This is a genomic window from Pedobacter sp. R-06 (genome assembly GCF_049913135.1).
Classification (GTDB): domain Bacteria; phylum Bacteroidota; class Bacteroidia; order Sphingobacteriales; family Sphingobacteriaceae; genus Pedobacter.
Window position 1 is genome coordinate 2369460 of the sequence record NZ_CP183977.1, and the last position, 12787, is coordinate 2382246.

7 protein-coding genes are annotated in these 12787 nt (G+C 39.4%); 6 read left to right on the forward strand and 1 reads right to left on the reverse strand.

Annotated elements, in window-relative coordinates; translation table 11 throughout:
* Positions 1 to 94: 94 nt before the first annotated feature.
* On the forward strand, positions 95 to 2260 hold the full coding sequence (locus ACN9MR_RS09695) for an amylo-alpha-1,6-glucosidase (RefSeq protein ID WP_426329500.1): 2166 nt from the start codon (positions 95 to 97) through the stop codon (positions 2258 to 2260).
* A gap of 321 nt (positions 2261 to 2581) precedes the next feature.
* Here the strand turns inward: ACN9MR_RS09695 and ACN9MR_RS09700 are convergent, their stop codons facing one another.
* Positions 2582 to 3355: an IclR family transcriptional regulator gene (locus ACN9MR_RS09700; RefSeq protein WP_426329501.1), complete on the reverse strand. Its 774-nt coding sequence runs from the start codon at positions 3353 to 3355 to the stop codon at positions 2582 to 2584.
* 276 nt (positions 3356 to 3631) lie between these two features.
* Here ACN9MR_RS09700 and ACN9MR_RS09705 point away from each other — a divergent pair, with 276 nt between their 5' ends.
* The 5 genes from ACN9MR_RS09705 to ACN9MR_RS09725 all read left to right on the forward strand — a co-directional run bounded on the left by ACN9MR_RS09705 (position 3632) and on the right by ACN9MR_RS09725 (position 12495).
* Positions 3632 to 6391 (forward strand): family 78 glycoside hydrolase catalytic domain, encoded by a 2760-nt coding sequence (locus tag ACN9MR_RS09705; RefSeq protein WP_426329502.1) that lies wholly within the window; start codon positions 3632 to 3634, stop codon positions 6389 to 6391.
* Positions 6388 to 7500 (forward strand): glycosylase, encoded by a 1113-nt coding sequence (locus ACN9MR_RS09710; RefSeq protein ID WP_426329503.1) that lies wholly within the window; start codon positions 6388 to 6390, stop codon positions 7498 to 7500. Before ACN9MR_RS09705 ends, ACN9MR_RS09710 begins: the two co-directional genes overlap by 4 nt.
* A 1-nt stretch (position 7501) precedes the next feature.
* Positions 7502 to 10081: a glycoside hydrolase family 2 TIM barrel-domain containing protein gene (locus ACN9MR_RS09715; protein ID WP_426329504.1), complete on the forward strand. Its 2580-nt coding sequence runs from the start codon at positions 7502 to 7504 to the stop codon at positions 10079 to 10081.
* A gap of 105 nt (positions 10082 to 10186) precedes the next feature.
* Complete coding sequence (locus ACN9MR_RS09720; protein WP_426329505.1) at positions 10187 to 11347, forward strand: ABC transporter substrate-binding protein; 1161 nt, start codon at positions 10187 to 10189, stop codon at positions 11345 to 11347.
* Positions 11344 to 12495 (forward strand): CaiB/BaiF CoA transferase family protein, encoded by a 1152-nt coding sequence (locus tag ACN9MR_RS09725; protein ID WP_426329506.1) that lies wholly within the window; start codon positions 11344 to 11346, stop codon positions 12493 to 12495. The genes ACN9MR_RS09720 and ACN9MR_RS09725 overlap by 4 nt, the downstream gene beginning before the upstream one ends.
* The last annotated feature ends 292 nt before the right edge of the window (positions 12496 to 12787 follow it).

The following is a 12787-nucleotide window of genomic DNA, read 5'->3' on the forward strand; positions in this document are numbered from 1 at the left end:
TCTATGAAGTTATATGGCTAAAAGATTTCTCCTCTGAAGGAGTTCCTTGGGAACACTACAGTCGAAATAACGATAAATATAAAAACTAAACAATATGAAAAACATAAAAAAACTTATCCTCTTCACCATTTTCACTTGCTCGGCGGCACAACTTTTCGCGCAAAAGGCATCCTGGATCTGGTACCCGGGCGATTTAGATATTTACATGAGCAATGTAATGCAGAACCGCAGAACCGAAAGAGGCTCCTTTTTTCCTGTATTCTGGAAAATGGACAGTCATTATGTTCTGGTCGATTTTCACAAAGAATTTAATCTTGCTCAATCGGAAGAGGTCAAGTTGTTTGTAGAAGGTACTTACAATGTTAAAATCGATGGTCAGGCCATTGCGGGCTTTCCAAAAAGCATTCAAATTCCAGCGGGAAAGCACAAATTGAGTTTAAAAGTTTACAACCAGGCTAATGTTCCGGCAATTTTTGTTCAGGGTAAAACGGTAGCTTCTGATGAAACCTGGCTCACTACTTTCGAAGATAAAGAATGGATCGATGCGAGTGGAAAAACCTCCGATAAATCGGGAACTACCTTTGTTTCTGCAGGCTCATGGAATTTAACCGATCCAACTAAATTGCCATCACAGTTTAAATTGCCCGTTGTTGCGCAATCAGCTATTAAAATAGAAAAAGTAAACAATGGTGTAATATCTGATTTCGGAAAAGAAACTTTTGGTTTTATAAAAGTACACGGTTTAAAAGGAAAAGGAAGGCTGAGTATTTATTACGGAGAATCGAAAGAAGAGGCCTTATCAACCGATAAATGTGAAACCTTAGATTATCTCGACATTAACCTGTTGCAGAAAAAAGATTCCATTATGCCGCTTTCAAAAGCCTTCAGGTATGTAAATTATCAATCTGAAGGTTCGGTATCTGCTGATTCTGTTTCCATGTTATACGAATATGCTCCTGTAACGGAACGTGGAAGTTTTAAATCATCAGACTCAGAACTAAACAAAATATACGATGTAGCCAAATATACCTTCCATTTAAATACCCGCGAGTTCTTTATCGATGGCATAAAACGCGATCGCTGGGTGTGGAGTGGCGATGCTTATCAAAGTTATTTGATGAACTACTATTCGTTTTTTGATGCGCCCACCGTAAAACGGACATTGCTTGCTCAACGTGGCAAAGATCCCGTAACGGCGCACATCAATACCATTATGGATTACTCTTTTTATTGGTTTTTAGGGATTTATGATTACTATAAATTTACCGGCGACCAGAAGTTTGTACAGGATATTTACCCGCGAATGCAGTCGTTGATAACCTACATCGATGGAAGAAAGAATAAAAATGGCCTGTTAGAATGGATGCCAGGTGACTGGATTTTTATCGATTGGGCAGATAAACTGAGTAAAGATGGTGAAGTAAGTTTCGAACAGCTTTTATACGCACGCAGTTTAGAAACGATGGCTTTATGTGCCAAATTAGCTAACGATACACAGGGTGCTGTAAAATATGATCAACAAGCAAAAGTGCTGAAAGCTAAGATTTTTGAACTTTATTGGAATCAGCAAAAAAGTGCTTTGGTTCACAGCCGGATTGACGATAAACAAACAGATAATGTAACCCGCTATGCCAACATGTTCGGTATTTTCTTCGATTATTTTACACCAGAACAAAAATCAGCGGTTAAAGAAAATGTACTCTTAAACGATAAAGTAGCCAAAATTACTACTCCTTATATGCGTTTTTATGAGCTTGAAGCATTATGTGCCATGGGCGAACAACCATATGTATTAAAGGAAATGAAAAATTATTGGGGCGGCATGTTAAAATTAGGCGCAACCTCTTTTTGGGAGGAATACAACCCGGATAAAAAAGGAACCGAACATTTGGCTATGTACGGCAGGCCTTTTGGAAAGAGCCTTTGCCATGCCTGGGGAGCCAGCCCGATTTATTTATTGGGAAAATATTATTTGGGTGTGCAACCTACAACACCAGGTTATGAAACTTACACCATTGAACCCAATTTAGGTGGTTTGGAATGGATGGAAGGTATAGTACCAACAGCCAATGGCGATATATCAGTGTATTGCAGCAAAAAAGAAATCAAAGTTTCTTCTCCAACAGGGGTAGGAAAACTAAAGATAAAAAGCAAAACCAAACCAGTTGTAAGAGGTGTTGAAGTAAAAGAGGTTTCGAAAGGAATTTATGAGGTTACAATCGAAAAAGGCAAAAATTATAGCGTGAAGTATTCTGGTTAGTTTCGTCATTGCGAGAAGGCTTTTCAGCCGACGAAGCAATCTTACTACTATGGGTTATAGCGACCGCTTTAAGATTGCTTCGTCATTCTTCCTCGCAATGACGATGAGCTTATAAGCGTTGAAGAGTTTGTCGTTTACAAACGATTAATTCGTTTATCTATTTATGCACTCGTTGGGAAACGAGCGCAAGCAACAGAGCGAAGCGGAGCCGGCCCTTTCCCGATTCATCGGGATTAGGGTAACGCCCAAATCAGTTGGCAATTGCAATTGGCAGTTATATTAACTATCAGAAAGTCAAAGCCCCCTCTAGGGGGTTGGGGGTTAAACCCCAATCCGCTGCTCTATCTTTTTAACACATTTATATGCCTCAGCGAGGATTACATCATTTGCGATAGTTTGATCTACATTTAGTGCATTTAACATCGAAATGGTTAAACAGGCGATAATTCCATTATTGCCATTAATACCAATTGGCACCGAAAGATCGGTTACACCAGAAACCGAGTCACTGTTTTTGAAATACGAACCCGTTTGCTGAATATCTTCCAATGAAGTCAGAAAATCCTCTTGCTGGGTTTTAGGGTATTTCTTAAAAATGGCATTGTTTTTTAAAGTGGTATTCCTCTCATCGTCCGACATGTAAGCCAATAAAACCTTTCCTGATGCAGTTAGTGGCAATGGAAACAAATTTCCCTCTTCGATAGAAAGCGCAATTGGTCCCGGGCTTTTGGCATGAATAATCACCATTACCTGGTTCATATACAAAATACTCAAGTGGCAAGATTGACGGATACTGTTCGCCAGTTCTTCTAATGGAAACTGAGCAGCTTTACGCAGTTCATCAATAGGTGAGTGCCTGTGCGAGAGGTAAAAAAGCTTTAACGACAGCCTATACTTGCCCGAAACTTCATCACGTAAAATATAGCCACGACTTTCCAGACTCATCAACATCCTGTAAATTTCGTTGGGCGTTTTCTCAATACCAATAGCAATTTCAGTTTGAGACAATGGGATAGATTGTGCTGATAAATACTCCAATATATCAAGTCCTTTATCCAAAGCAGGGGCTTGGTACTTTGATTCTTTTTCGTTCATACGGGTTTAAATTTGGCTGTATCGTATTTTTTACAATTTCAAACATACAAAATGCTTTCTTATTTATCCAAGAGAAGATTTTGTATAATTTAAATACGAATATATGTTTTCATATTTAAAAAAAACATTTATATTTGAATTAGAGATAGTATTTTAAAGTTAAGAAATTTATAAAGCTTAATTCAGAAGAATTTAGAATTTATTTCTGAACGGATTTTATCCCTGACGACCATTTATAAACCTAACCAAAACATCTGAAACGGTGTGCAATAGTGAATGAGCAAACTTGTAATATTTTCTTGGCTTTATCTATTAAGCATTTCGCTTTTTGCGCAAGATATTAAGGTTGCTCAATTGGATTGTGCGTATCTGAACAATCCTATCGGCATCGATGTTCTTTCGCCACATTTGAGCTGGAAACTGCAGTCAGCTAGGCACAATATCATGCAAACAGGTTATCAAATCGTAGTTTCCAGCAGTTTAAGCAATTTAAATAAAAATATTGGAGACGTTTGGGACACTAAAAAAGTAAAGTCTGGCCAATCGTTACAGATTAAATATAAAGGTAAACAGTTATTATCAAGCAAAACCTATTATTGGAAAGTCCGTGTTTGGGACAATTCCGGACATGAATCCGCATGGAGCGCTCCGGCCTTTTGGCAAATGGGTTTGCTCAGCACAGCTGATTGGAAAGGTGCAAAATGGATTGCCTACGAAAAACTGGCTGATTCTAACGTAAATAGTCTGCCAACGGATGGTAAAAAAGACAAATACATCGGCAATAATATCTTGCCGATGTTCCGTAAAGGTTTTACAATAACGAAAACAGTAAAAAAAGCAACGGCTTTTATTTCTGGTTTAGGCCATTTTGAAATGAGTTTAAACGGCGCGAAAGTTGGTGATGACTTTTTAGCACCCGGTTGGACGAAGTATGATAAAGCGGCTTTGTACCTGACATATGATTTAACCAAACAGTTAAGGAAAGGTGAAAATGCAATCGGAGTGATGCTGGGCAATGGTTTTTATTATATTCCTCCTGTTAAAGAACGGTATAGAAAATTAAAAGTAGCCTATGGTTATCCGAAAATGATCTGCAGGTTGTTGATTGAATATACAGATGGAACTTCGGCTAATGTCATCAGCAACCAAAGTTGGAAAACCGCGCCATCGCCCATAACTTTTTCAAGCATTTACGGTGGAGAAGATTACAATGCCAACCTCGAGCAAAAAGGTTGGGATTTAGCGGGTTTTAATGATAGCAAATGGAAATCATCGTTATTGGTTAATGGTCCGGAGTTACATGCGCAGCAAGAAGAACCTGTAAAGATTTTCGAAAACTTTTCACCTCAAAATATTAATCCGCTTGCCAATGGCGAATGGGTTTATGATATGGGGCAGAATGCTTCTGCAATTATCGAATTGAAAGTCCGAGGAAAAAAAGGAGATACTATCCGTATTACCCCAGCCGAATTATTAAAAGCTGATGGTTCGGTAACACAAAAAAATATCGGCAGTCCATCTTATTTTACCTACATTTTAAAAGGCGATGGTTTGGAAACCTGGCGTCCTAAATTCTTTTATACAGGCTTCCGTTACCTGCAGGTTAAAGGAACTGTTCCAGGCGGTAAAGAAAATCCATCCAACAAATCAGTGGTAGAAGCTTTAAAAGCTTTGCATATCCGAAATAGCGCTGAGCAGGTAGGTAAGTTTTCATCCTCGAACGAGTTGTTCAATAAAACTTTCAGCCTGATCGATTGGGCGATTAAAAGTAACATGGTAAGTGTTTTTACCGATTGTCCACACCGTGAAAAATTGGGTTGGTTAGAGGAATTGCATTTAATGGGTAGTTCTGTACGGTATAATTACAATGCTGCACCTTTGTTTAAAAAAGCCCTGCAAGACATGAGAAACTCGCAATTGGCAAGTGGCTTGATCCCTGAAATTGCGCCTGAGTATGTAAAATTTGAATGGGGTGGCGATATGTTCCGCGATTCTCCAGAGTGGGGCAGCAGTGGCATTTTAATACCATGGTATTTATATCAGTGGTATGGCGATAAACAAGCTATGGTTGATTATTACCCGATGATGCAGCATTACATCACTTATTTGGGTACCAAAGCAAATAACCACATTTTATCGCAAGGTTTAGGCGATTGGTATGATTTGGGTCCAAAACCGCCCGGCGTTTCTCAGTTAACCCCAATGGGCGTTACGGGCACAGCCATTTATTATTATGATTTAAAAATCTTAGAAAAAATGGCTACGCTGCTGGGCAAAAAGGCTGATGCAATAGCCTATGCGAAACTTGCCATTGAAGTGAAAAATGCTTTCAACCATAAATTCTTTGATGCAAAAAGTAAACAGTATGCAACAGGATCGCAAACTGCAAATGCAATGGCAGTTTATATGGAACTGGTTGAAGAAAAGCATAAAAATGCTGTGATCGCGAATTTAGTCAAAGATATCAGAGATCGTAAAAATAGTTTAACAGCAGGCGATATTGGTTATCGCTATGTGTTACGTGTTTTAGAAGACGCCGGTAAATCAGATGTGATTTTTGATATGAACAGTCGCTCAGATGTTCCAGGATACGGGATGCAGCTGGCCAAAGGCGCAACAGCCTTAACCGAATCGTGGGCGGCCTTGCCAACGGTATCCAACAATCATTTTATGCTGGGGCACTTAATGGAATGGCTGTACAGTGGCATTGGCGGTATTCGACAGGAAGAAAATTCTGTTGCCTTTAAGCATATTAAAATCGAGCCAGAAGTGGTTGGCAATTTAACTTCTGCCGATGTAAGTTACGATGCTCCTTACGGCAAAATATCAACCAAATGGATCAAAACGGATAAAAATTTCATTTTAGAAATCAACATTCCGGTAAATACAAAAGCGACAGTTTATTTCCCTGTTTTACCGAAATATACCTTCTCAGAAGAATACAATTCAACAATTGAGGATGCAGGAACAGAAAATGGCAAAACCAAGGTTACCGTAGGGTCAGGTTATTATAAATTTAATTTAATGTACAAATGAAAAAGATAATCCTCGCATTTTTCCTTTTTGTTAGTGCATATAAATTGGATGCCCAAAGCGCTAATCCTGTTTCAGCCGAAACCATGGAAAAAATTTATCAGGAAGTAAAAACACCTTACAAATACGGCCTGGTAATGGTTCCTGAAGATAAAGACCATAAAATGGATTGCCCAACAGTTTTCCGCAAGGGAAAGTTTTGGTATATGACCTATCTGATTTTTAGTGGTCGTGGTTACGAAACCTGGCTGGCAAAAAGTAAAGATTTATTGCACTGGGAAAATCAGGGCAAACTAATGTCGTTTGGAGATGCCGGACATTGGGACGATAACCAAAAGGCAGGTTATAATGCTTTATTGGATACCAAATGGGGCGGAAGCTATACTTTAAATCAATTTGATGGCAAATATTGGATGTCGTATTTCGGTGGCAAGGAAAAAGGTTACGAAGTGGAGCCTTTATCAATTGGCATAGCATACACCATAAAACATCCATCTATTGTGCAAGAATGGAATAGGTTAGATAAACCCGTTTTAGCTTCGGGCGATGCAGATGTACGTTGGTGGGAAAACCGGAACAAATTATTTAAAAGTACGGTAATTGAAGATAAACAAAAATTAACGGGACATCGGTTTGTAATGTACTACAATGCTGTGGGTGATTCTTTGGTGAATAATAAAAAAACACGCTGGTACGAACGGATCGGAATGGCCGTTTCTGATGATATGGTTCATTGGCAGCGCTTTAATAAAAACCCTGTTGTTCATCATCCTGTTGGCATTACAGGAGATGCTGTAATTCAAAACATTAATGGAACCTGGGTAATGTTTTACTTCGGTGCTTTCTGGCAAGATAGAAAAGGTTCATTTAACCGCTTTGCTGCCTCAAACGACCTGGTAAACTGGACAGATTGGACTGGAGATAACCTGATTGAGTCGTCAGAAAAATACGATGAATTATACGCGCATAAATCTTTCGTACTGAAATACAAAGGCACAGTGTACCATTTTTATTGTGCGGTTAACAAACAGGATCAGCGTGGAATTGCAGTGGCTACATCGAAAGATTTAGGCAAAAGTAAAGTGAATTTTGTAAGCGAAACAAAGAATTAAGATGAAGATAACTCAACTTACATATTGGATTTTTGTGCTGACTATTTTCGTATTATTTGCATCACATCATTGCGAAGCGAAATATTCATCGATCGTCATTTCGACTGAAGCGCAGTGGAATGGAGAAATCTATAAGAATCGTTTAAATATAGATTTCTCCACTACGGTCGAAATGACGACCGTTTCTACTTCACGCATCAGAACCAGTTTTAACAAAGATTGGAAATTTTTCTTAGGTGACGAACCAAATGCAAAATCTCCAGCATATAACGATTTTAAGTGGAGAAAACTCACTTTACCGCACGATTGGAGTATTGAAGGCAAATTCGATGAGAAAAACCCTGCTAAACCTGAGGGAGGTGGTTTACCCACAGGTGTTGGTTGGTACAGAAAAGAATTTATTGCTCCTGGCAATTTTAAGGATAGATTAATCACTGTCGAATTCGATGGCGTGTATAAAAATAGTGAAGTTTGGATCAATGGCCAATACTTGGGCAAAAAACCTTACGGCTACAGCTCTTTTTCTTACGAGATCAGCAGATTCTTAAAAGTTGGAAAAAATATCATTGCGGTTAAAGTTGATAATTCAGCGCAGCCTGATTCGCGCTGGTATTCGGGTTCAGGGATTTACAGAAATGTTTGGCTTACATCTGCAGCAAAAGTTTCAATTAAACACAATGGCACTTTTGTAAAAACCTTCGTAATCAGTGGTGATAAAGGTCAAAGCAGCGAAAGCAGAAAATTAAAACCTGGTGAAAGTATCGCATCAGTAAATGCTGAAATTGAAATTGAAAATAAGTTCAAGACAAAAGGTGCTTATAAAATCCTGACGACCATTTTGGACGATAAAAATAGCCAACTGCAAAAAAAGGAATGGCCGCTCAATACAAGTGAAACTGCTACAACAATGATGATTAGCGGCCTTGGAATAGCTAATCCTAAACTGTGGTCTGTTGATCATCCTACAATGTACAAGTTGGTTGTAGAAATTGCACAAGCTGATGGGAAGATTATTGATCAATATACAACACCTTTTGGGCTTCGTGAGTTCAATTTCGATGCAGTTAAAGGCTTTTCATTAAACGGAAAGCCAATGAAAATCTTAGGCGTTTGTTTGCACCACGATTTAGGCGCCCTGGGTGCTGCCGTAAATGTGAGGGCTATGGAACGCCAGCTGGAAATGATGAAAGCAATGGGCGTGAACGCTATCCGTACAGCGCATAATCCACCTGCTCCTGAGTTTTTAGATTTATGCGATAAAATGGGTTTCCTGGTTATGGACGAAGCTTTCGATATGTGGGTGAAAAAGAAAACCAAAAACGATTACCACCTCGATTTTCCAGCGTGGCACAAAAGAGATCTGGAAGATATGATTAAACGCGATCGTAACCACCCATCCATTATCCTTTGGAGCATCGGCAACGAAATCCGCGAACAATTTGATAGTACAGGCATCGCGATTTCAAAAGAATTGGTTGGCATCGTTAAAAATCTGGATAAAACCCGGCCGGTAATCTCAGCTTTAACAGAAACAAAAGCAGAAAAAAACTTCATCTATCAGGCCAATGCATTAGATATCTATGGATTAAACTACAACCACAAACTGTATAAAGATTTCCCTATAAATTATCCCGGCGTTAAGTTTTTGGCTACAGAAACCACTTCCGCTTTAGAAACCAGAGGTTTTTACGATACTGCCGATACCATCCGTCGCTGGCCAAAAGATGGAAAAACGAAATTTACAGAAGGGAATAACGAGTGGTCGGCTTCTGCCTACGACAATGTTTCAGCCTATTGGGGTTCTACACATGAAGAAACCTGGGCAGCAGCAAAAAAATATGATCATGTTTCGGGTTTATTTGTTTGGACAGGTTTCGATTACCTGGGTGAGCCTTTACCTTATCCGTGGCCAGCAAGAAGCTCATACTTTGGAATCGTTGATTTAGCAGGTTTTCCGAAAGATTCATATTACATGTACCAGAGCGAGTGGACAAACAAACCTGTATTACACATTCTGCCTCATTGGAACTGGAAACAAGGAAAATCGGTTGAAGTATGGGCTTATTACAATAATGCTGATGAAGTAGAATTGTACCTGAACGGAAAATCATTAGGAAAAAAATCAAAACAGGGCGATGATTTACATGTACGTTGGAATGTGCCTTTTGAGCCTGGAACTTTAAAAGCAGTATCCCGTAAAAACGGCAAAGATGTTTTAATACGTGAAGTGAAAACTGCAGGAGATCCTGCAAAAATTGAATTAATTGCAGATAGAAAAAATATTAAAGCTGATGGTAAGGATTTATCGTTTGTAACGGTTCGCGTGTTAGATGTAGCTGGCAACGTAGTGCCTGATGCAGATAATCTGGTTGATTTTCGGGTTGAAGGTGTCGGCTTTATTGCAGGTGTTGATAATGGGTTTCAGGCCAGCTTAGAGCCATTTAAAGCCAATTACCGCAAAGCTTTCCATGGTTTATGCTTAGCCATTCTTCAATCAACAGAAAAATCAGGAACCATAAAATTAACAGCTACATCAGCTGGTTTAGCACCATCATCGATAATGATAAAAACAGGTAAATAGAATAACAGAAATGGATCTATCGGTTGGTGTCTTACCAACCGAAATAAATAAAATAAAAACATAGTCGGTGGAGACACCAACCATTAGATAAAAAAAGAAATTAAAGTGGAGAATACGATTAATTTAAAAGGAATAACCTGGAACCATAGCCGCGGGCTTTTGCCGATGGTGGCTACGGCACAGCGATTTTCTGAATTGCACCCAAATGTAAACATCACCTGGGAGAAAAGAAGTTTGCAGCAATTTGCCGATTTTTCGATCCAGGAGTTGGCAGAACGGTTTGATCTGTTGGTGATCGATCATCCCTGGGCAGGTTTTGCCGCCAAAACAAAATCAATTGTGCCTTTAGACCTTTACCTTTCTCAAGAATATTTAAAAGATCAGGAAGAAAACACTGTTGGCCAATCTTACGAGAGTTATTTTTATGATGAACACTTATGGGCCTTACCGATAGATGCTGCAACTCCTGTAGCAGCTTCAAGGCCTGATTTATTGGCTCAAAAGGGTTTGCAATTACCTGAATCTTTTGAAGATCTATTGGAACTTGCCGATAATGGTTTGGTTGCTTTTGCTGGTATCCCCATCGATGTGTTAATGAATTTTTATACCATTTGCTGCTCCCTGGGCGAAGATCCCTGCCAAAATGATAGTGAAGTAATTTCAACAGAAATCGGCGTAAAAGTTTTGAAAATGTATCGCGAGCTGGCCTTGAAAATAGATAAAGCAAACTTCAATAGAAACCCGATTCAGGTATATGAAGCAATGACTTTAACCGATGAAATTGCGTATTGCCCGTTTGCTTACGGCTACTCAAACTATTCGCGTAATGGTTATGCCCGCAAAACCTTGCATTTTCACGATATGATTTCTTTAGATGGTAAAACCAACCTGAGAAGCACACTAGGTGGAACAGGTTTAGCCATTTCTGCTAAATGCGAAGCAATGGAGATTGCGGCCAAATATGTAGAATTTGTAGGCTCTCCAGCTTGTCAAGCTACCTTGTTTTTTGAAAGTGGCGGTCAGCCCGGGCATTTGGCCGCATGGAAAAACGAAGAAGTCAACCGCCAGAGTCAGCATTATTTTCTAAATACGCTACCGGCCTTACAAAGAGCTTTTCTCCGTCCGCGTTACCATGGTTCGATGTATTTTCAAGACCATGCAGGCGATGTTGTTCGCGATTATTTAATAAATGGTGGAGATGAAATCGAGGTTTTATCGGCTATGAACAAATTGTATCAGCAATCTAAAAGTTTAGTGTTATCATGAACAGACCGCTTGAAGGACTTTTGATTTTAGAGTTTTGCCAATTTCTGGCAGGACCATCGGCAGGATTAAAACTGGCAGATTTAGGCGCCCGTGTGATTAAAATCGAGCGGCCAAAAACAGGCGATGCTTGCAGATCTTTATCCATCAAGAATCTTTTTGTGGATGAAGACAGCCTGCTTTTTCACACCATCAACCGGAATAAAGAAAGTTATACCGCCGATTTAAAAAATCCGGAAGATTTAGAAAGACTGAAAAAACTGATCAGTAAAGCCGATGTGATGACGCATAATTTCCGTCCTGGTGTGATGGAGAAAATTGGTCTGGATTATGAAAATGTTCAAAAAATCAATCCAAAAATTGTTTACGGTATGGTAACCGGCTATGGAAGCGAAGGCCCGTGGAAAAACAAGCCAGGTCAGGATTTACTGGTACAATCCGTTTCTGGATTAACGTTTTTATCGGGTGTTGATGTAGACGGACCAGTTCCTTTCGGACTTTCCATTTCGGATATCATGTGCGGAAACCATTTGGCACAAGGTATTATGGCCGCTTTGATCAAAAGGGCAAAAACCAATAAAAGTGTTTTGGTTGAGGTGAGTTTGCTTGAGTCTATTTTAGATGTACAGTTTGAGGTATTAACCACCTACTTAAATGATGGCGGTAAATTGCCCGATAGAAGCGGAGCAAAAGGCAGTGCACACGCTTATTTAAGCGCTCCTTATGGCATGTACGAAACCAGAGATGGTTATATTGCAATGGCCATGGGCAACCTGCCGAATATCTGCGCGATCATCAATTGCGATATTACTGACTTATACGTTGAGGCTGGTTCAGCATTCGAAAACCGCGATAAATTAATTGTCCGCCTGGCCGAAACCTTCAGAAAAGAAGACACAAAATATTGGGTTAATCTTTTAGAAGGCCAGGGCATTTGGTGCGCAGAAGTATTAAATTATCAAACCGCTACAGCCACGAATACTTATAAAAGCTTACAGATTGAACAGGAATTGGATTTAGATGAAGGCAAAAAAATAAAGACAACCGTAAGTCCGATTAGACTGGATAATGAAAAATTATTTGCCGGTAAAGCAGCACCAAAACTGGGTTTTGATACAGCTGGGATTAATAAAGAGTTTGAATTGAGTTAATAAAAATGATCGTCATTCCGATCCGATAGCTATCGGATGAAGCGCAGCGGAATGGAGAAATCTATAGGACAAAGACCTAATAGATCTCTCCACTACGGTCGAGATGACGATCGTTCTAATAGAAATAAACGATGTAAAAAGATTTGTGGCGACCACAATCACAACGTCAATAAAATTAAACGTAAGGTCGTCATTCCGACTGGAGCGCAGCGGAATGGAGAAATCTATAGGACAAAGACCTAATAGATCTCTCCACTACGGTCGAGATGACGATCGTTCTAATAGAAATAAA

Excerpts from the sequence above, each read along its gene's own strand:
- ACN9MR_RS09695 (WP_426329500.1), top strand. The coding sequence starts at position 95 with ATGAAAAACATAAAAAAACTTATCCTCTTCACCATTTTCACTTGCTCG.
- ACN9MR_RS09700 (WP_426329501.1), bottom strand. The coding sequence starts at position 3,355 with ATGAACGAAAAAGAATCAAAGTACCAAGCCCCTGCTTTGGATAAAGGA.
- ACN9MR_RS09705 (WP_426329502.1), top strand. The coding sequence starts at position 3,632 with ATGAGCAAACTTGTAATATTTTCTTGGCTTTATCTATTAAGCATTTCG.
- ACN9MR_RS09710 (WP_426329503.1), top strand. The coding sequence starts at position 6,388 with ATGAAAAAGATAATCCTCGCATTTTTCCTTTTTGTTAGTGCATATAAA.
- ACN9MR_RS09715 (WP_426329504.1), top strand. The coding sequence starts at position 7,502 with ATGAAGATAACTCAACTTACATATTGGATTTTTGTGCTGACTATTTTC.
- ACN9MR_RS09725 (WP_426329506.1), top strand. The coding sequence starts at position 11,344 with ATGAACAGACCGCTTGAAGGACTTTTGATTTTAGAGTTTTGCCAATTT.